Source organism: Gemmatimonadales bacterium (genome assembly GCA_041390145.1).
Lineage (GTDB): Bacteria > Gemmatimonadota > Gemmatimonadetes > Gemmatimonadales > GWC2-71-9 > SPDF01.
The window spans coordinates 28,632-48,203 of sequence record JAWKQM010000014.1 but is presented as its reverse complement, the minus strand read 5'-3'; the positions used below and the strand labels follow the sequence as shown (position 1 = coordinate 48,203).

Annotated in this window: 21 protein-coding genes; 7 read left to right on the top strand and 14 right to left on the bottom strand. The window is 67.1% G+C overall.

All coding sequences use genetic code 11. The features are described 5' to 3' along the window. Nucleotides 1-26 precede the first annotated feature (26 nt). On the top strand, nt 27-2,921 hold the full coding sequence (locus R2910_12305; GenBank protein MEZ4413761.1) for a S8/S53 family peptidase: 2,895 nt from the start codon (nt 27-29) through the stop codon (nt 2,919-2,921). Between the two features lie 81 nt (nt 2,922-3,002). On the opposite strand, the gene R2910_12300 is transcribed toward R2910_12305, so the two are convergent. Beyond that, a complete protein-coding gene (locus R2910_12300) occupies nt 3,003-3,899 on the bottom strand; it encodes a pirin family protein (protein MEZ4413760.1) in 897 nt (298 codons plus the stop codon). Nucleotides 3,900-3,964: 65 nt separating this feature from the next. Between R2910_12300 and R2910_12295 the strand changes: the two genes are divergently transcribed. Beyond that, a complete protein-coding gene (locus R2910_12295) occupies nt 3,965-4,444 on the top strand; it encodes a MarR family transcriptional regulator (protein ID MEZ4413759.1) in 480 nt (159 codons plus the stop codon). A gap of 73 nt (nt 4,445-4,517) precedes the next feature. Continuing rightward, a complete protein-coding gene (locus R2910_12290; GenBank protein MEZ4413758.1) occupies nt 4,518-5,135 on the top strand; it encodes a nitroreductase family protein in 618 nt (205 codons plus the stop codon). Here the strand turns inward: R2910_12290 and R2910_12285 are convergent, their stop codons facing one another. The 4 genes from R2910_12285 to R2910_12270 form a co-directional block, all read right to left on the bottom strand. After that, on the bottom strand, nt 5,136-5,654 hold the full coding sequence (locus tag R2910_12285) for a hypothetical protein (GenBank protein ID MEZ4413757.1): 519 nt from the start codon (nt 5,652-5,654) through the stop codon (nt 5,136-5,138). A gap of 22 nt (nt 5,655-5,676) precedes the next feature. Further along, on the bottom strand, nt 5,677-6,774 hold the full coding sequence (locus R2910_12280; protein ID MEZ4413756.1) for an acyl-CoA desaturase: 1,098 nt from the start codon (nt 6,772-6,774) through the stop codon (nt 5,677-5,679). A 99-nt stretch (nt 6,775-6,873) separates the two neighbouring features. After that, nucleotides 6,874-8,931 (bottom strand): thioredoxin domain-containing protein, encoded by a 2,058-nt coding sequence (locus tag R2910_12275; GenBank protein MEZ4413755.1) that lies wholly within the window; start codon nt 8,929-8,931, stop codon nt 6,874-6,876. Beyond that, nucleotides 8,931-9,632 carry a hypothetical protein gene (locus R2910_12270; GenBank protein ID MEZ4413754.1) on the bottom strand — a complete coding sequence of 234 codons (702 nt, stop codon included), beginning with the start codon at nt 9,630-9,632 and terminating at the stop codon, nt 8,931-8,933. The genes R2910_12275 and R2910_12270 overlap by 1 nt, the downstream gene beginning before the upstream one ends. A 297-nt stretch (nt 9,633-9,929) precedes the next feature. Here R2910_12270 and R2910_12265 point away from each other — a divergent pair, with 297 nt between their 5' ends. Next, nucleotides 9,930-10,139 carry a cold shock domain-containing protein gene (locus R2910_12265; GenBank protein ID MEZ4413753.1) on the top strand — a complete coding sequence of 70 codons (210 nt, stop codon included), beginning with the start codon at nt 9,930-9,932 and terminating at the stop codon, nt 10,137-10,139. An 80-nt stretch (nt 10,140-10,219) separates the two neighbouring features. On the opposite strand, the gene R2910_12260 is transcribed toward R2910_12265, so the two are convergent. Further along, complete coding sequence (locus R2910_12260; protein ID MEZ4413752.1) at nt 10,220-10,966, bottom strand: isoprenylcysteine carboxylmethyltransferase family protein; 747 nt, start codon at nt 10,964-10,966, stop codon at nt 10,220-10,222. A 21-nt stretch (nt 10,967-10,987) separates the two neighbouring features. Then, a complete protein-coding gene (locus tag R2910_12255) occupies nt 10,988-11,554 on the bottom strand; it encodes a YSC84-related protein (GenBank protein ID MEZ4413751.1) in 567 nt (188 codons plus the stop codon). A gap of 152 nt (nt 11,555-11,706) precedes the next feature. On the opposite strand from R2910_12255, the gene R2910_12250 reads away from it, so the two are divergent. The 3 genes from R2910_12250 to R2910_12240 are packed head-to-tail and all read left to right on the top strand — an operon-like array spanning nt 11,707 to nt 14,601. Continuing rightward, a complete protein-coding gene (locus tag R2910_12250) occupies nt 11,707-12,045 on the top strand; it encodes a superinfection immunity protein (GenBank protein ID MEZ4413750.1) in 339 nt (112 codons plus the stop codon). A 4-nt stretch (nt 12,046-12,049) separates the two neighbouring features. After that, on the top strand, nt 12,050-13,201 hold the full coding sequence (locus R2910_12245; protein MEZ4413749.1) for an efflux RND transporter periplasmic adaptor subunit: 1,152 nt from the start codon (nt 12,050-12,052) through the stop codon (nt 13,199-13,201). Beyond that, nucleotides 13,201-14,601 carry a TolC family protein gene (locus tag R2910_12240; GenBank protein ID MEZ4413748.1) on the top strand — a complete coding sequence of 467 codons (1,401 nt, stop codon included), beginning with the start codon at nt 13,201-13,203 and terminating at the stop codon, nt 14,599-14,601. The genes R2910_12245 and R2910_12240 overlap by 1 nt, the downstream gene beginning before the upstream one ends. Here R2910_12240 and R2910_12235 read toward each other — a convergent pair. The 7 genes from R2910_12235 to R2910_12205 are packed head-to-tail and all read right to left on the bottom strand — an operon-like array spanning nt 14,586 to nt 19,424. After that, complete coding sequence (locus tag R2910_12235; GenBank protein ID MEZ4413747.1) at nt 14,586-14,960, bottom strand: hypothetical protein; 375 nt, start codon at nt 14,958-14,960, stop codon at nt 14,586-14,588. The genes R2910_12240 and R2910_12235 overlap by 16 nt on opposite strands. Next, a complete protein-coding gene (locus R2910_12230) occupies nt 14,957-15,739 on the bottom strand; it encodes an arginine deiminase-related protein (GenBank protein ID MEZ4413746.1) in 783 nt (260 codons plus the stop codon). Before R2910_12230 ends, R2910_12235 begins: the two co-directional genes overlap by 4 nt. A 17-nt stretch (nt 15,740-15,756) precedes the next feature. Further along, nucleotides 15,757-16,602: a DMT family transporter gene (locus R2910_12225; protein ID MEZ4413745.1), complete on the bottom strand. Its 846-nt coding sequence runs from the start codon at nt 16,600-16,602 to the stop codon at nt 15,757-15,759. After that, a complete protein-coding gene (locus R2910_12220; protein MEZ4413744.1) occupies nt 16,599-16,760 on the bottom strand; it encodes a hypothetical protein in 162 nt (53 codons plus the stop codon). The genes R2910_12225 and R2910_12220 overlap by 4 nt, the downstream gene beginning before the upstream one ends. Nucleotides 16,761-16,788: 28 nt before the next feature. Further along, entirely contained in the window at nt 16,789-17,271 is a 483-nt protein-coding gene (locus R2910_12215; protein MEZ4413743.1) for a glutathione peroxidase, read from the bottom strand. Continuing rightward, on the bottom strand, nt 17,268-17,669 hold the full coding sequence (locus tag R2910_12210; GenBank protein MEZ4413742.1) for a hypothetical protein: 402 nt from the start codon (nt 17,667-17,669) through the stop codon (nt 17,268-17,270). The genes R2910_12215 and R2910_12210 overlap by 4 nt, the downstream gene beginning before the upstream one ends. Before the next feature lie 24 nt (nt 17,670-17,693). Beyond that, the gene (locus tag R2910_12205; protein MEZ4413741.1) at nt 17,694-19,424 is read right to left on the bottom strand and encodes a DEAD/DEAH box helicase; all 1,731 of its coding nucleotides are present in this window, start codon (nt 19,422-19,424) and stop codon (nt 17,694-17,696) included. Between the last annotated feature and the right edge of the window lie 148 nt (nt 19,425-19,572).

The following is a 19,572-nucleotide window of genomic DNA, read 5'->3' as shown; positions in this document are numbered from 1 at the left end:
CCCCCACCACATTTCATGAGGCCCCGATGCCTGCCGCCATCGTTCGGTCCGCCGCCACCCTCGGCTTGGAGCGTGCTATGCTGGTACCCCTTGCCCTGGTCCTCTCACTCGTCGCCTGTCAGGAACCCGAACAAACGACCGGCCCCTCCCTGAGCCAGGCCGCGCTCCCCAAGTCGATCACCCTCACCTATATCTGCGGCAACTCCTTCCGGGTGCGGAACACCAACCCGAACGAAATTACGGTCACCTGGGATGTGTATCAGAAGGGGGAGACCGGCACACTGGTGCTGCCAGCCAAGCCTTCCTCGGCGCCGTACAGCGAGACCTACTTCACGACGGTCAACAAGGGAACGGTGCGACTTTTTCTGGATGGCGTGCTGTTCCAGACCAAGGCCAACGGGAACAAGCCGGTGTGCGAGCTGCCGGCGGATACGACGCGGCCGGCGATTCCGGCTTCAGGCCTTTTCGATCTATTACCCGAAAGCACATTCGTTGCCTCGCCCCCCGGCGACTCAGTCACGGTCTACTACCGCAACGTATTCGCGATTCGGTTTGACGATTCGACGAGCGGAACAACAATTCGGAATCTACTTCAGTCAATGCATGGTGAGATTATCGCCGGGGCTGCAGGCGCCAAGGAATACAAGGTGCGGTTCCCCGATCCGGGTCCGACTTATCAGGCAGTTGATTCGCTAGGAGCGGCGATCATTTCTTGGCCCGGCGTGAAATACGCCGTGCCCGTGCTGCGCCAGACTGGGGCGGGCGTATACTCCCGCCGACCTGTTGAAGGGTTGGGGGGATCGCGCCATGACTGGCTCGGATCAGGGACCGATTTCACACGTTCTCGTCTTCAAGTGCGCGCCCCACTTGCCTGGGGGTGTGAGACTGGGACATACGGGGCAACAAAGCCCCGGATAGGCGTTGTGGACTTCCAGATCAACCCAACGCTTGCGAATTTTGAAGACCAATTGGTGGCAACAATCGAGCCCACAGCGGCCACGTTTAGGATGAAGCCCTCAACGCGGCTTAGCGATCCAGTCATTCATTCGCATGGCACATCTGTGTCGGCGATCCTGCTCGGCAATGGGGACGATTCGGCAGCTGCTCCCGGAATGGTGTGGGGCGCCGACTTCACATTCCTGGCGCTGTCGAACGGATCACAGGAGCCCGAGGATATGGTCGAGTATTTCGTGACTAAGTTGTTGCCTGAGGCCACGAAACGTGGAATTCGTGTCTTAGTCAGCTCTGTTGTCATCGGTCCATCTCAACCACAACAAGTCCTCCGCATTCAGGAGGCCATCAAGACCTACGTGGACTCGGGGGGCCTGTTCATTCAGGCCGTTGGCAACTTCGCTGGTATTCGCACGCCCGAGCAATTGCTTGCGATACAGGGTTCATCGGAAATCGCGAATGCCCAGGCCATGGCAAGACTGTTCCAGTCCAGTCCGCAAAGCCGATCCGGGCTGATCTTTGTGGGAGGGACACGCGAGAACGGCAAGTTCTGGGAAGAGGGGAGCTATCTGGGAGGAATGACAGAGATACTTGCGCCCGCGACCCGCATCGCGACCCTCGCTTTTGATGGACATTTGCAGACTGATTCCGGTACGTCCCTCTCAGCTCCCTTCGTGGGCGGTGTGGCCGCGCAACTCTTGGCCATGGATCCAAGTCTCACCGCCGCCGAGCTCAAGGAGTACGTGATCCGGGGAGCCGCCGTGTCGCGAGAAGACCCGGCTACGGGTGACTCCGTTGCCACCCAAGCCGTAGAGCACGTTCCGAACGGTGAAAGCGTCCATCAGCTCGACGCCTACGGCTCACTCAAGCTGCTCTCCTATGAGAGGCCGGGCACCCCGCTCTGCGGGCTCACCATCACGAACACCGGCAATGCGTGGTATCAAGTCCAGTCGGTCATCCAGCGCAAGGGTGGGCCCGAGCAAGTGAGTGTTGGCGGGCAACCAGTCGCCTTTACCTCCATCGCGCAGGGCGGGCGGCTGGCGGCGGCGGGAATTGACCAGTACCGGCTGTCAGGCGGGGAATGGGTCGGCGCGGGGAGTACCAGCGGGGACGCCATCGTCTTTCTCGAGCAGGACACCGCCTACTTGCGCCCGGTCGAGAGCAATGGCCCCCTCTGGGTCCGGACCGACTTGCAGGTCCGGCTCGGTTCCCCAGACGCATCGCGTCGTTTCGGCCCCACCAATATCACGCAGGGCTTCCCCGCGAATCTGGCAGGCGCACAGTATTACTGGGCATCCGCATGGTACACGCCGGAGTTGGTCAGCGTGTCACCGACAGGGGACTGGGTGTATCTCGAGTACGTGTGGGACTTCAATGACGACTGCTCTACCCGCCCCAGCGAAGGAGAGGAGTTCCGTGTCTTGATTCCGCTGCGAGGGGGCCAAACGCAGGAGTTCTCGAAACGCTCGTGGTCTGGTGGATGTCCGGATCCGAACTCGCTCCACATCACGAGCACCCCGGCCGCTGGGGGTCGCATCGCCTGGCGAGACGACGGGGAGGAATTCTACTATGCCCGCGAGTACTACGATGCCAACACCAGGCTGGAACGGTGGACTGTCGGCAATGGCGTGGAGCAGGTCGGCAGTGGCCATGACGTCGGCCCGCTGACCTTCGACGCACTTGTCTGGTCCCAGGAAGGTGGTCGACTGCTCAGCCGGGAGCGGACCTTCTGGTATGTCCCCTACTCGGAGCAGGCCTGCTACAACCGGGTACGCGCCAGCGGCGCCGCCGGCGTCATCGCGTCGTCGGCCGCCGAGGGCAACTACGAGAACATCTGCCCCGATGTGCCGCTTGCAGCAGCCAGGCTGGCCTCCGCACTCGGACGGAATCGGGCTCCGGGCACAACGGTCCGGCCCACGATCAACCGCCGATACCCGCTCGGCATCCCGCGATCGATGCGGGCCAACTAGTACGTCCTCGGCCCCAGCGTCATCAGGGGTACAGCTTCCGTCCCTCTCTCCGCTTGCCGGAGAGGGGGACAGGGGCGAGGCCTACCCCTCCACCACCCCCAGCTCACCCGCCTTGTATCTGCCAATCACCGCCCGAATCTCGCCCATCGTGTTCATCACGAACGGCCCCGAGCGCGCCACCGGTTCCCCGGTCGGCGGACCGGCCAGCAGGAGCAGCTCGGCGGGCGCGCCATCGGAGGGCACGCCGAAGGTGACGGGTCCGTCTTCCCCGGCGAAGCGGACCAGCTGATCCCGTGTGGCGGTGGCGGCGTCGCTGCCGAAGCGTGCCGCGCCGTGGAGCACGTACGCCATCGCCTCGGTGCCGCTGGGCAGTGGCTGGGCGATGGCGGCGCCCGGCTGCAGGGTCCAGTGCAGGTAGGTGATCGCGGTGCGGAGCGGGAGAGTGGCGCTGGCGCCGAGTGCCTCGCCGGCGATGACACGCACGGTGGCGAGGCCATCGGCCGAGGTCGCCACAGGGATGTTCGCCGTCGGGACGTCGCCGTAGCGCGGCGGCATCTGCTTGTCCCGCGCGGGGAGGTTGATCCAGAGCTGGATGGCTTCGAGCGTGCCGCCCCGGGTGCGGAGGTCCGCCGCCGGCATCTCGGAGTGCACGATTCCCGACCCCGCGGTCATCCACTGCACGTCGCCGGGGCCGAGTCGGCCGTGGTGGCCCGCCGAGTCACGGTGTTCCAGGCCGCCCTGGAGGACGTAGCTGACCACCTCGAATCCGGCGTGCGGATGCGGCGGCACCCCGGCGGCGGCGCCTGGCGCGATGGTGACTGGGCCGAGGCGGTCGAGGAGGAGGAAAGGGTCGATTTCGCGTGCGGCGTGCGAGGGAAAGGGGCGGTAGACGATCATCCCCTCGCCTTCCGGTGTCTCGATGCCAGGGAGGATGCCTGCCGTGGACCGGCCGGTGGGGGTGGTTGCGGGGTGCGGCATCTGGGATATTCTCCTCATCAAACGCGATACTTGACATTTAGTGTTACAACACATAATATTCGGATATGAGCCAACTCGCAAGGGAACTGAAGCAGAACAAGCCGTTCGCCTCGCCGGTGCAGGAGGCGGTACTGGGCATCAAGCGGACGGCGGCGCTGCTCGACCTGCGCCTGGCCGATCTGCTGCGGCCGTACGGGCTGACGCCCACCCAGTACAACGTCCTGCGCATCCTGCGTGGGGCGGGGGCGGAGGGGTTGCCGCGGTGCGAGGTACAGGGTCGTCTGGTGGCACCGGTGGCCGACACGACCCGGCTGCTCGACCGGCTGGAGAAAATGGGACTAGTGGTGCGGGCCCGGAACACCAACGATCGCCGGGTCGTGACCTCGAAGATCACACCCCGCGGCTTGGCGGTGCTCGACAAGGTCGCCGCGCCTCTGAAGGAACTCGAGGACAACGAAGTCGGTCGCGTCTCGGGCGCCAGGCTGCGCACCTTGATCGGCATCCTGGACGAGATTCGTCGCCTGACCCCCACCCGAAACGGGTAGCCCGGCGCCCCGGATCACCGGGGCTCTTTCTTGATCTAATAAATGTTATAACACTAAATGGGAGCACATATAAATGAACAGTACTCTGCTCGGCAACGCCGTCCTTGAAGCCGCCGAGTCCCGGCACTCCATTCGACGCTACACCGATCGCCCCGTCTCCGACGAGGCATTGACCCTGCTCCTCGAGGGGGCCGGGCATGCGCCGTCGGCCTACAACGTTCAGCCCTGGCGCTGGGTGGCGGTGCGGGATTCGGAACTCAAGGCACGGCTCCAAGCGGCGGCGTTCGGCCAGCCGCAGGTCGGCGCCGCGCCCGTGCTGCTCGTTCTTTATACCGACACGGGTAACGCGCTCGAGAACATCGAGGAGACCTTCTCGCCCACGCTGCCGGCCGACAGGGCCGCCGGTACCAAGGCGCACCTGCGCAAGACCCTGGGGGCGCAAAGCGCGGCGGAACGCGAGGCCTGGGGCGCAGGACAGAGTTACATCGCCCTGGGGTACCTGCTCCTCATCGCCGAGAGTCTTGGCCTCGGCACCTCACCCATGCTGGGTTTCGATCCGGACAAGGTGAAGTCGATCCTGGGGCTGCCGGAATACGCCAGGGTGCCGGCGCTGGTGGCGGTCGGGTATCCCGCCGAGGAGGGGTTCGACTCGCCTCGGCACGCAGTGGCGCGGGTGCTGACCTGGCGCTGATTACTGCCGGAAGCTGGAGCGCACGCCCGCAGCTTCGATCGCCTCGACCAGGGCGGCGCTCAGGTCGCGGCGGATTTCATCGGAGGGAAGGAGCTGCATGCGCCCGCACCCGTTGCAGGTGCGCACCGGGCCGCGGACGGTGACGTTGATGGCAGGCAGGCCGGGGAAGGGAAGGGTGCCGTGCACCTCGCCGGTGCCGGTGTCGGGTCGCCAGACCCGGTTGGCGCAGGCGTAGCAGCTGAGGGCGCCCGCCTGTCCGGTCGGGTGAGCCATGGGGATGTGGCCGCCGTCGAGCAGCGCCGCCTCGAGTTCGGCGACGAATCCCGCCCGCGGCTGGCGGCGGTCGGTGCAGCCGTTGCCGCACACGCGGAACGGGAGTCCCTGCAGGGAGAGTTCAATCTCGCCGGCGGTGGCATGGCACCACGCCACCGCCTGTTGCGTCAGCGGCCCGCCGCACCCGAGGCAGGCCACCGGTTCCCGGCCGAGCAGGCGCCACCGCCAGTACCAGAGTCGCTTCACGTCCGGTCCGGTCGGCCGTCCGTCAGGCGGCGGCGGCCAGCGGCTCGATGCTGAGCCGCCTGAGCGACTTGTAGTGAGAGGCCACCGCCTCGCGGAAAGTGGCGTGCTGGTTGTACGGCAGGCCGTGCGCCAGCGCCGTCTCCTTCACAATCTCGCTGATGGCGGGATAGTGAATGCTGCATACCTTCGGGAAGAGATGATGCTCCACCTGGAAATTCAGCCCGCCGACATACCAGCAGAGCAGCCAGTTCTTCGGCCCGAAGTCGGAGGTCGTTTCCATCTCGTGCTGCATCCAGGCGGATCCCATCGCGCCCGAGGCGTCCGGGGTCGGATAGGTGATGTCTTCCACGACGTGCGCCAGCTGGAAGACCACGCCAAGGATGGTGCCGGCCACCAGGTTCATCACCACGAAGCCGATGGCAAACTGCCACCAGGTGACGTTGACGACAAAGAACGGAATGATGATGGCCCAGCTGTAGTAGAACGCCTTCCCGATGAAGAGGCCGGCGACTTCCTTGCGCGGGTTCTTCCGGTCGAGGAAGGGCCCGATGTCCTTCTGGAGGAAGTACTTGTAGTCCTTCACGAAGACCCAGAAGAGCGTCGAGAAGCTGTAGGCCAGGAACCCGTAGAGATGCTGGAATCGGTGGAACGGCTTCCACTCGGTGTGTGGGGAGAGGCGGAGCAGGGGCGAGACGGTGAGGTCTTCGTCGAGTCCTTCGATGTTGGTATAGGTGTGGTGGATCACGTTGTGCGTGACCTTCCACATGTACCCGTTGGCGCCGCACATGTCGAAGGTCCACCCGATGACACGGTTGACCCAGGCGTGGTTGGAGTAGGCGCCGTGCAGCGCGTCGTGCGAGATGCTGAAGCCGATCCCCGCCACGCCCACGCCCATCACGGCCGCCAGCCCGAGCATCGTCCAAGGGCCGAAGCGATTGCTGAGGATCATCCCGTACGGGACAAAGGTGACGGCGAGCAGGATCAGTCCCTTGAGGACCATCCGCCAGTCGGCCTTGTCCGAGAGATCACGGGAGGTGAAGTAGTCCGAGACCCGTGCTTTCACGTCATCCGAGAACGATGCCGCATCCCGGCTGGGGAAGGTGACTCGAATTGTCGACATCGGGAACCGCGCCTTCCGCCCGTCGAGGGCGGCCAGAGAGATGGGGCGTACCCAAGCAATATAGCGTGCGGTACACGGTCCTGCCCCCGCATACCCGACTCAGCCGCCCGAGATGCCGAGTGCCGACGCCACATCGGCCGCGCGGGTGACCGGCGCCCGGCAGGCGAAGTCGCGGCAGACGTAGAGCGCCGCCTGCCCGTTCACGAGGGTCTTGCCGGCCAGCAGCGGGCGTTCGGAATCCCCTGTGGCGGGGTCGTGGTGGGCGATGATGCGGTGGGGCACAAAGTGCCGGGCGACTTCCCGGAGCAGGGCCTCCAGCTCGACGTCGTCCGGGCGCCCGATGAAGGCGAGTTCGAGCGGTCCCTCCCGGAGGAAGTCCAGCGCGATGAGGCTTTGGGCGAACGCGCGCGGCTCCCGCGCAATGACGGCGCCCCAGGCCCCCAGCGCCGACTCGGCGGCCACACGCCAGTCGTCCCGGCCCTCGTGCGCGGCGAGCCGAGCGAGGAGGTGGGCCGCGGCGGCGTTGGCGGCCGGCACGGCGCCGTCGTGGCCCTCGCGGTGGCGCACCAGGAGCATCTCGTGGTCCGCCGAGGTGCTGAAGAGCCCGCCATCGGGCGAGGCAAAGTCGGCCAGGATCCGCTCGGCGAGCGAGTGCGCCGCCACGAGATACCGCTCCCCCCCGCCCGCCTCGTACAGGTCGAGCAATCCGTTGCCGAGGAAGGCGTAGTCCTCGAGGTAGGCGTTGAGGTGGGCGGTGCAGCGGCGCCAGCTGCGGAGGAGGCGGCCATCGGGGCCGCGCAACTGGGCGAGCGCGAAGTCCGCGGCACGCACCGCGCCCTCGAGGTAGCGCGGCTCGCCGAGGACCCGCGCCCCCTCCGCCATCGCGCCGATCATCAGCCCGTTCCACGACGTGAGCACCTTGTCGTCGAGCCCCGGTGGGATGCGCAGGAGCCGGGCCGCGTACAGACGCTGTCGCGCCGACGCGAGCCGGGTGGCCGCATCGTCCGCGTCGATGCCGAAGTCCGCGGCCACGTCAGCGAGCATCCGTGGTGTGCGGGGGATTGAGTGCCCCTCCCAGTTGCCCATCTCCGTCACGTCGAACCACGCCGCGGCCAGCGGCGCATCGGGGCCCAGCACCGCCTCGAACTCTGCACTGGTCCAGACGAAGAACTTTCCCTCCACCCCCTCTGAATCGGCATCGGTGGCAGAGTAGAATCCCCCCTCCGGCGCCGTCATCTCGCGGAGGATGTAGTCGAGCACCTCCGTGGCAATGGTCCGATAGAACCGGTCGCCGGTCACCTGGTAACCCTCGAGATAGGCGCGCGTCAGCAGCGCGTTGTCATAGAGCATCTTCTCGAAGTGCGGCACCAGCCATTGGTCGTCGGTCGCATAGCGGCTGAACCCGCCGCCGATCTGGTCGTACATCCCGCCGCGTGCCATTCCATCGAGCGTCCGCCGGACCATCTGCAGCGCGCGTCCGTCGTCGCCGCGGCGGTGCATGATCAACAGCAGGCGCAGGAGGGTTGCCGGCGGGAACTTCGGGGCCCGCCCGAACCCGCCCCAGGTGGCGTCAAAGGTGCCGGTAAGCTGGTCGAGCAACCGTGCGAAGGCGGCGTCGAGGTCGACCGGGCCGGGATGGGAATCGGCGGCCTGGCGCAGGTGCGTGGTGAGTTCCGTTCCCACCCGTTCCAGCGCGGGGCGGTTGTCGCGCCACAGCTCGGCGATGCGCCGCAGAATGGCGGGAAATCCCGGCCGGCCGTGGCGGTCCTCCGGCGGGAAGTAGGTACCCGCGAAGAACGGCTGCTGGTCGGGCGTGAGGAACACCGTCATCGGCCACCCGCCCTGGCCATGGTTCATCGCCATGGTCGCGGCCATGTAGATGTCGTCGAGGTCGGGACGTTCTTCCCGGTCCACCTTCACGCAGACAAACGCCTCGTTCATCTGGGCGGCGATCGACGGGTTCTCGAACGACTCGTGCGCCATCACGTGGCACCAATGGCAGGCGGAGTACCCGATCGAGAGGAGAATGGGCTTGTCTTCGGTCCGCGCGCGCGCCAGCGCCTCCGCTCCCCACGGGAACCAGTCCACCGGGTTGTCGGCGTGCTGGAGCAGGTAGGGGCTGGTCGCGCCGGCGAGTCGGTTCGGCTTACGCGCCATCAGTGATAGCCGGCGCCGGGATAGAGCAGGTTGATCGTGAACAGGAAGACGGGGTCGAAGATGTAGCTGAAGAGCTGCCAGGCGATGAGGATGCCGATGATCCCGAGGCCGCGGTTGTTCCAGATGAAGTCCTGGTACTTCACGGTGGCGCTGTCACTCAGGAAGAGCGGGACTACCCCGCTCCCGTCGAGGGGCGGAAAGGGAAAGAGGTTGAGCACCATCAGGAGGAGGTTGAGCGACAGGAACACGCTCAGGATGAAGACGACGACCGGCCAGACGGTCCCGGCGGGGGTGGCGGCCAGCCGATCGAAGCCGGCGTGCTCTGGGGCGAAGAAGATCCCGGCGCTGGCGCCGAGCCGGAGCGCGGCAAAGGCGAGCAGGACCAGCAGCAGGTTGGCCGCCGGACCGGCGAGTGCCATCCAGGCGGCCCGTTTCGGATGCCGCCTGGCCCACGCCGGGTCGTAGGGGGCGCTGGCAAAGCCGATCGGCCAGCCGGTCAGGAGGGCGCTGAAGAGCGGGATCCAGAGCAGCCCCATCGGCTCGCGCCGGATGTGGGGGCGCGGGTCGAGCGACACCTGGCCGCCGTGGTAGGCGGTCTTGTCTCCGCCCAGCATGGCGGCCCACGCGTGCGCCGCCTCGTGCATGGTGACCGACACGAGGAAGACGGCGTAGTAGGCAAGGGCGTGGCCGATGTCAGGCATCCTCGAAGTATCGCCTCGATTCGGGTTTTGTTCGGTGTCTGGAAGAAGACTCTTGTGCGTTCAGGGGCCGACCCTTAGCTTGGCTCTGCGGAAACACGCCATTTGGCGTGGACTGGTGCCGGGTTTCACTCAAGGGCTCGCATTCGCGGTGCCCTTTTTTTGATTCCTCTTGTCGCATAGGGCGACCACTCGTCAGCCGCACGGGTCCCCGCCGTCCGGCGGCATGCCCGGAACAACCGTAGTCGGCCAGGACGGCATGCCCGGACTCCGATTACACCACACCATCAGGAGTACCGCATGCGTACGACCGGCACCGTGAAGTGGTTCAACGACGCCAAGGGCTTCGGTTTCATCACCCCCGAAGGCGGCCAGAAGGACTGCTTCGTCCACCACTCGGCCATCTCGGGCCAGGGCTTCAAGTCGCTCGCCGAAGGCGAGCAGGTTGAATTCGACATCGTCCAGGGCGCCAAGGGCCCCGCGGCCGAGAACGTCGTCAAGCTCAAGTAAGTCGAGAGGGGACGCCGGCGTCGCCGGCTACCACGTCTGGGCCGGCCCGACTCTGTCGGGCCGGCCCTTTCGTTTGGTGGCTATGGCTTCGGTGCCGGCTTCCGGTCTTCGAGCAGCGTCGTGCCTCGTCGGAGTGTGCGGAGCACCGTGGCGATGACGGCGCCGACGCCCAGCGCCCAGGCCCAGAACGGGTCGATCCGCCATTCATGGAAGGAGACCCACCATTCGAGCGCATCCAGGGCGGCGAAGATCAGGACCACCAGCAGCAGCCCGGAATATTCCCGGCGGAGCACCACCCGGATGTTGAAGGGGATGCGGGACGGGGTCCAGTGCCGGAAGTTCGGCAGGAATGCGGGGGTCTTGGCCGCCCAGTCGACAAAGGTCTGGCCGTACTTCCCACGAAGGAACTCCTCCTCCGCAAACATGATCCGCTCGTAGTACAACCAGAACACGAGGGCGAGCACCACGGCCGCCCAGAGGCTCCGCGGGTAGAGCAGGGGCCCGAGCCACATGACGGCGTTGGCGACGTAGAGGGGGTGCCGCACCAGCGAGTAGGCGCCTGTCGTGTTCAGGGACTCGGCGACTTGACCGCCCCGGTTGCGGCCCGAGGTGCCGGGTGCGGCACACCCCACCGTGTAGGCGCGCATGAGCAGCCCGACCATCGAGATCCCGAAGCAGATCAGCGGCCAACCCACGGGCACCGCGCGCACTTCCCCGGCGACCGGGCCCACCTGCGTCAGGAGCAGCGCCACCCCCGCGATCGGGAGCCATCCCCGGCGCTGGAAGAGCCATTGCCCTGACTGAACGCATTCTTCGTACATCGCCATGCGATGCTCCGATTGACTGGGTCAGTTCTTCTTTGGCGCCGCGCCCTCGCCGGAGGACGACTCCGGTATCGGCTTGAAGGTGAACTTCTGTCCGCCAACCGACGCCTCGTACATCAAGCCGCCCTTGGCGATCGTGAAGACCAGCACGCCGAGTTCATACTTGGCGTTCGCCGAGGCCCCGCTCGCGGCGGCCACGGCGCTGACCTGTGCGCTCATCTCGAAACTGCTCGACTTGAACGAGGCAAGGGCGTCGCGAGTCTGGAAGAAGATGATCTCGGCGTAGGCCTGCCCGCCGAGCTGAAGGCCCACTGTCACCTGCACCAGCTTCGCCTGCCCGATGATGGTGTGCCCCTCGTAGAGGCACCCCGTGCCCGCAGCGCCGCCGACGATGAACGCTCCCTTGCCCACCGATGGAAAGATGGCGTATCCCACCGCAGACTCAAAGAATTGCGCCATGTCGCGGTCGGTGGAACGGAAAAGCTGCACGGCCTCGTCGCACTTGGCCTGCTGCTTCGTGTCCTGGGCGGCGCTTGTGGAGGGGAAGGAGAGCAACGCGACCAGAACGACGGCACGGCTGAGGCGGTTCACGAGGAGTCCTCCGGCGGGGATGATGCACACGAGACAGGACGACAGGGTTCGAGTTTGCCCTCTCTCCCCCTGCCCGGTAGAATATCCGGTATCCGTCAGGTTGGATAGCGCGCGGCACTGACCTGCTCTCCCCGTTCCCAGGGACGATTGCCATGCTGGGCTTTTCACTGGACTTCTGGGACTTCGTCACCTTCGCGGTGCTGTTCGTTGCGGGCCTCGGCTTCATGGCTGTGGTCGTGCTGATGATGGGACTGCCGGGCAAGATCGCCATCGCCCGGAAGCATCCCGACGCCGAGGCGGTTCGCCTCATGGGGTACCTGGGCTTCATGGCCGTGGTGCCGTGGGTCCAGGCGTTCATCTGGGCGTTCAAGCCGACCGACATCGTGGACATCCGCCGATTCCCGGAGGAGGAACGGCGGGCCATCGAGGCGAACATTGCGGAAATGAAGGGCGAGCCCATTCCAACGCCACCACCCACCCCGGAAGGGTGATCCGATGCTTTTCGCTTTCTCGGTCATCACCCTCTTCACCTTCATCTTCTGGCTGGTCTTCAGCAAGCTGAAGCTGGCCAAGTTCACGATGGGGTGGGGGGTCGTGTACGCCCTGGTGGTGCTTCACCTGCTGCTGGTCTTCCTGATCGGCATGCGCTTCATGACCCCCTACTCCACCACCGCGACCATGGTCCAGCCGACCATCCAGCTGGTCCCGCGGCTGACCGCGCCGACGCTGGTGACGGCGGTCCTGGTGGAGCCGGATGTGGTGGTGAAGAAGGGGACCCCGCTCTTTCAGTTCGACCGCCGCCCCTATCAGTACCAGGTGTCGCAGCTGGAAGCCCAGCTCGCGCAGGCCCGGCAGAACGTCCGGATTTACCAGGCAGACGTCGAGGTCGCGGCGGAAAAGGTCAGCAAGGCGAGGAACGAACTGACGTACGCCGAATGGCAGCAGGCGCGGACGCAGGAGCTGGCCGGACAGGGCGCCGGCTCCGAGGAGGAGGCGCAGCAGTGGGCCGCGCAGCTTGGCATCAAGCGCGCCGCCCTGAAAGAGGCAGAGGCGGAAGCACTGCGGGCTCGTCTCAAGTACCAGTCACAGATCGACGGCGTCAACACCGACGTGGCGTCGGTCCAGGCCCAGCTTGAGCTGGCGCGGTACTATCTCGACAATACGACCATGGTGGCGCCGGAGGACGGCTATATCGTGAATCTCCAGGTGCGTCCGGGCATGGTGGCCGGTGAGGTGCGCTTCGGCGCCATTGCCTCCTTCATCTGCACGAGTGAGCGCTACCTCCTCGCGTCCTACACCCAGGAAAACCTCAAGTACGTGAAGGTGGGAATGCCCGTCGAGGTGGCGCTGAACCTCTACCCGGGCCAGATCTTCACCGGGAAAGTCCGAAGCATCTGGAAGGCGAGCGGCGACGGACAGTACCTGCCGAGCGGGACGCTGCCGGTCTTCCGGCCCCTTCCCCCGGAGGCCCCGCAGGGGATGTACGCGGTGCGCATCGACATGGACAGCACCGAACAGTCGCTCTTCCCCATTGGCGCGCAGGGCACGGCGGCCATCTACACGGGGAGCGCCGCCTGGAGCGTGTTGCGGCGAGTGTCCATCCGCACGCACACGTGGCTGAACTGGCTCTACCCGTTCGACATGTGATGCCGCGTCTCTCCCTGCGAAGCTGCGCCGCGCTGGCCGCCGTGCTGGTGGCAGGATGCGCGCTGTCCGCGCCTCCCGAGCAGGCGGCGGTCGTGAAGGCCGCACTCCCGGACAGCACGGTCATCCCGGCCACCTGGCGCGCTCCCGCCGACACGGACTCGGTCTCCGGCGGCTGGCTGGCCTCCTTCAACGATCCCGGCCTCACCGCGGTCGTGACCGAGGCGGTCACCAACAACCTCGATCTCAGGGCGGCGGCGGGGCGGGTGGATGTCGCGCGGCAGTCGGTGGGGATCGTGAGCGCCAAGCTGAAGCCGCAGGTGGGGCTGAACGTCGGGGGCTCGGTCGTCAAGGATGCCGATCAACCCGAGGCGTTCACCGCGGGGCAGGGGGTCGTCGGGGCCTCGTGGGAGATCGATATCTGGGGGAAGGTGCGGGCACAGAAGGCCGCGTCGGTGGCGGGGTACAACGCCGCGGCGCTGCAATATGCGTGGGCCCGGCAGTCACTCGCCGCGCTGACCGCGAAGGCGTGGTACCTGGCCGTCGAGACCAGGCAACTGCTCAGCCTGAGCGAGCGGTCCGTCCTCAACTACAGCCAATTGCTGGAGCTCGTCCAATTGCGGCGCGCGGCGGGGAAGGTGTCTGATCTCGATGTCGCGGAGGCCAGCGCCAAGCTGAACACGGCGCAGAGCCAGCTCCGGGCCGCCCAGGCCGACTATGCCGACGCGCGGCGGGTGCTTGAGGTGCTCCTCGGCCGATATCCCTCCGCGGAACTTGCGGTGGCCGATTCGTTCGCGCCGGTGCCTCCGCCGGTCGCCGCCGGGATTCCGTCGTCGCTGCTCAGCCGGCGCCCGGATGTCGCGTCGCAGGAGCAGGCGGTCCTGGCGGCGTTTCGCTCGGAGGAATCGGCGCGTCTGGCGCTGCTCCCCAGCTTCGGGCTCACCCTGTCCGGCGGCAAGCTCAGTGATGGGCTCCTCTCGCTCCTGAACCTGAACCCCTGGATGGTCGGGGGCGCCATCGGGATGCTCGTGCCGATCTACCAGGGGGGTGCGCTCCGGGCCCAGGTCCGGGTGGCGACCGCCCAGCAGGAAGTGCAGGTGGCCCGCTATGGCGCCGTGCTGTTGCGCGCCTTCGCGGAGGTGGAGCGCGCCCTGACCAATGAGTTGCTGCTCGCCGAGCGGCTCCTCGCGGAGCGGGCGGCCCTGGTGAACCGGACCGACGCGGTGCGGATTGCCATGCTCAAATACCGCGCGGGCGGCATCGACCTGCTGTCGGTCATCGAACTGCAGACCTCGCAGCTGGCGACGGAAGCTACCGTCATTCAACTCGAGAACGCGCGACTCGCCACCCGGATCGACCTCTACCTGGCCCTCGGTGGCGACTTCAATCACGCCCCTTCCTGACCGACCCTTCGCCACGCCATCACGAACAGGACGGCCAGCACCAGGTCGATCACCGCGGCGGGCACGAAGAAGCTCGGGGCCCGCCCCTGCAACACCAGGATCAGCACCGCGAACCCCCACCCCAGCTTCTCGAGCACGGCCGGAAGCATCGCCGGCCGCAGCCGCGCCGGCTCCCGCGCAATGAGGAAGAACAGCACCTGCCAGGCCAGCGCCACGCCGATGAACCCGTAGTAGAACTCCGGGTGCGTGAGCGCCGGCGGGAGGCGTTCCATGTACCACCCTTCCATGACATACATCGGGAGCAGCGACGCGAAGCCGTAGATCCAGGCCACCGTGAACACGCGCCGGGCGAAGGTCATGTGGCCGGTCCCTCCGTCGATTGGAAAATGACGCTGCAGCAGGTCACGCCCCCTTCCGCCTTGGCGAATTCCGACATGTCCACCGTCCGCACGGCGACCCCGGCTTCGGCGAGGCGACGGTTGGTCAGCGGAAACGCCGCCGCACAGATGGTCGCGTCCCCGATCTGGAGCACGTTCCCGGCAAAGGGCTCGCCGGGGTCCACCTCCACTACCGTGACGTGCTCGAACAGGGTGCGGTCCACCCACGCCGGGTTCAGGACCACCACGCCCGTCGTGGCGACGGTCGCCGCCGTCTTGAGGTGGAGGCAGTCCCGCGTGACGACCGGCACCACCCGGTAGTCGTAGGGTGCGAGCAGTTCGCCGAGTTGCGCGATGCCGTCGCGGTTGCTCCGCGCGGAGTCGCCGACATAGAAGGTCCGCCCGACCCGCAGCACGTCGCCGCCGTCGACGGTGCCGGGCGCCTCAATGGCCTTGAGCGATCGATAGCGCCCGAGGGCCCCGGTCACCGCCTCAGTCTCCACCCGTCGGGACTTCGCGCCGGGGCGGGTGATCACCGCAATTTCATCGACCACCACCGCCGTGTCCTCGATGAACACGGCGTCGGGCATGGACTCATCCGACGGCAGCCGATGCACGTGACAGCCGAGTTCCATGAGGGCTTGCTCGTACGCCGCGTGCTGTGCGAGTGCGCGGTCGTGGTCGATGGGCGTGCGCGCCAGATGGCTGAGCTCGCAGAGGTGCATGGCGGGGCTGACGTCGCGGGTCAGGGCGATTGGCATTGGGGCAGGCTTCCGGGTCAGGAGGATCTGGCGGTAACCGCCAGCGCCACCCCGCCCAGTACCAGGGCGGCGGCCACCGGGAGGCGCAGCGGGATGGCCTCGGAAAGGAGTGCCACTCCCCCGGCCGCCGCAAGGACCGGCACCAGCAGCTGGACCAGCGCGGCCCGGGTGGCGGTCAGGGCGGGCAGGGCGGCATACCAGATTGCGTAGCCGACGCCGGAGGCAAGCGCGCCAGAGGCCACGGCAAGCCCGACGCCGCTCGCGGTCCAGGTGCCGAGTCCGCCGGCGAGCGGCACCAGGAGGACGGCCACCGGTGCCGCCATCATGAAGTTGCCCGCGGTGTTCCGAAGGGGTTCCCGGCTTCCGCGCCCCCGCAGGGAGTAGACGCCCCACGCGATCCCGGCCGCCGCCATCAGCGTGGCCCCCACCGGTGCGGGCGCGGAGATCCCCGGGCGCACCAGGACGACGAGTCCGGCGAGGGCGAGCGCCAGTCCGATCCACTCGAACGGGCGGGGCCGTTCCCCGGCGCGCAGCCCGGCGAGGAGCATCGTCACCTGGACGGCGCCGAAGAGAATGAGCGCCCCGGTGCCGGCATCAAGGGAGACGTATGCGAGGCTGAATGCCGCCGCATAGGTGAAGAGGGCGGCGGCGGACGCCCAGTGACCCTCGAGCCTCGGCAGGCCGCCGCCGCGTGCGGCGAGCAGCAGCCAGAGCGTGAGGGCCCCCGACGCGAGACGCACCGCCGTGAACCCGGCAGGGTCGATCAACGCACCGCCGAGGGCCATCCGGCAGAGAATCGAATTCCCGGCAAAGGCGACCAGCGCAAGGCTCGTGAGCACGACCGTGCGTTGGCCGCCGTTCATTCCAGGTAGTCCTGCGTGAAGCGCCGGGCGGCATAGAGCCCGATGCCGGTGCCGACCATGCTGCAGATGAAGGCGGTCATCACGCCCGCCCGCGCGCCCAGCCACCAGCCGATCCCGCCGCCGATGGTGGTGCCGACGAGTGCCATGAGCTTTCCCATCAAGCAACCGCCTTTCTGACGGGTCGGGTCACTGCTTGAGGAGCGGGACGATGTCCGGTTCGATGTCGTCCGGGGTGTCGGTGGACGCGTACCGCTTGAGCACCGCGCCGTCCCGGCCAACGAGGAACTTCGTGAAGTTCCACTTGATCGCTTCGGTGCCGAGGAGGCCCGGCCGCGCGGCTTTGAGATGCGCGTACAGGGGATGGGTGCCGGGACCGTTGACCTCGATCTTCGAGAACATCGGGAAGGTCACGTCATAGGTGAGGGAGCAGAACTTCTTGATTTCCGCCTCGTCGCCCGGCTCCTGGTTGCCGAACTGGTCACAGGGGAACCCGAGGACAGTCAGTCCCCGCTCCTTGTACTTCCGATAGAGGGCGTCGAGCCCGGCGTACTGCGGGGTGAAGCCGCACTTGCTGGCCACGTTCACGATCAGCAGGACGCGGCCCTTGTAGGTGGACATCGGAATCGACGTGCCGTCGATGGTGGTGACCTTGATCTGGTACAGAGTCATCGGGGAAGTGGCTCGAGGCTGAGGGCGTGCGAACACGAGGGACAGGAGGTGGAGATCGGCAGCCGGTAGCGCTTGCGGCCAAAGCCGGCAAAGAAGTTTTCGTTGGTGCCGCAGTGCGGGCAGGTGCCGCCGACGCTCACCACAACGGTGTCGGTTCGGACGCGCTGCAGGGCAAACCACCAGGTGGTCAAGGCAAAGATGACCCCGAAGATGTGCACCAGTGGAACCGGCAGCAGGAGCACGCCGATGGCGGTGCCCACGCCGGCGATCAACAACCCCTCGCCGACACGGGCTGCAAAGGGACGGTGTTCGGTGCGCACCCATCCGTCGTCGCGCGCGGCCCCGTCGGCGGCGCGCACGCGCACCGGGATCGGGGTGGCGTCTGTGGAGGAAGTCATGCGGCGGGCGTCTCCCCGGGCGCTTCAAGCGCCCGAAACGCGAGGTAGAGCACGCCGACCGAAATGGCGAGGCCGATGGCGCCGCCCGCGACGGCGAGCCCGATGCCCTTGCCACCCAGGAAGACCGGGGTCAGCGCGTTGCGGGTGGTGAAGATGGCGGCCCAGGCGAAGAGCACCAGGCGGGTGCCTGCCTGCCGGAGGAGGAGGCCGATGATGGCGAGGGCCGCCAGCACCGCGTACCACCACTGGAGCAGGGTGACCGCGCGCTGGCCGCCGGTGAGTTCCGCGCCTGTGGCGGCCAGGGAACTCCGCACGCCGAGCCCGGCGAAGAAGGCGAGAAGCAGGATGGCGCCGACCAGGTTTCCAGTGCGTGAGTTCATCGCGGTCATCCTCCGCTGGCAGTGGCTGCGGTGTGACTAGCGGGAGTTCCCGCCGCGTGGTCGCGAGGACCGCCCGGCGCGAACCGCCGCTCGACTTCTTGGCCGGCACGCTCGACGGGCGTCCCTGGGTGGCTTCGTGCGCCGCGCGTCGCGCCGCCTTGGCCTTGGCCCGCGCCCGGTCCTCCGCCTTCTTGGCGCGGATGGTGGCAATGCGCTCCGCCAGCGGGACTTCCAGCTGGACGCTCTGCTTGGCGGCGTAGTCGAAGTCGGGCAGGGTGACGCGGGGCAGACGCTTGCCGACCGCACGCTCGATGGAGCGGAGGTCCCCCTCCTCCTCCGGTGACACGAAGGTGAAGGCGTCCCCCGTGGCCTCGGCGCGCGCCGTCCGGCCGACCCGGTGGATGTAGTCCTCCGGCACCTTCGGCACGTCAAAGTTCACCACGTGGCCGAGTTCCTCCACGTCGATGCCCCGCGCGGCGATATCCGTGGCCACCAGCACCCGGTACTTGCCGCTCTTGAAGCCGGCCAGCGCCTCGGTGCGCTGCGCCTGCGACCGGTTGCCGTGAATCCGCTCCGCCTTGATGCCTTCACGGATGAGGTGCTTGGTCAGGCGGTCGGCCCGGTGCTTGGTGCGGGTAAAGACCAGCGCTTCGCGCATGTCGCCCTTGGAAAGCAGCGCCAGGAAGAGCCCCGCCTTCAGTTCCTGCCGCACCGGGTAGACCGCCTGGGTGATGCCGATGGCCGGGGCTGATTTCCTTGCCTGGTTGATCAGGGCAGGGTTGTTGAGGAGTTCCCGGGTCAAGGCGGCGATGGGGCCCGGCATCGTGGCGCTGAAGAACAGCGTCTGACGCTTGGCGGGGATATGGCGCATGATGCGCTTGATGTCGGGGAGGAACCCCATGTCGAGCATCCGGTCGGCCTCATCGAGGACGAGGACTTCGAGCCCGGAAAACTTGGCGTAGGGCTGCTTCATGTGGTCCAGCAGACGGCCAGGCGTGGCCACGACGATGTCCACGCCGCTCCGGAGCGCATGCTCCTGCGGATTCATGCCGACGCCGCCATAGACGGCGGCGGCGGTGACGGGCGTGTGGACGGCCAGGTCGTTGATGTCTTCGAGGATCTGGAGGGCCAGCTCGCGCGTCGGGCTCAGGATCAGGGCGCGGGTGGTGCCCCGCTTCGTGTCCATGAGCCGCTGCAGGATGGGGAGGACGAAGGCGGCGGTCTTGCCACTGCCGGTCATGGCGCAGGCCAGGAGATCTCGGCCTTCGAGGGCCGGGGGAATCGAATCGGCCTGGATCGGGGTGGGGCGGGTGAATCCGAGTTCCTTGATGCCCTTGAGCAGGTTCGGATGAAGGTTCAGAGCGGCGAAAGGCACGGCGTTCCTTGCTGATGAGCGCAACCGCGGGAGGCCTTTCCAGAGACGGGGGCTGCCGAGGCGGTCAACGGTAGATGGGCGACCATGGGGGCCGCCGGGGCGAACAATAGGCCCTTGGCAGGGCGGGGACAACTCGCCACTGGCGTTC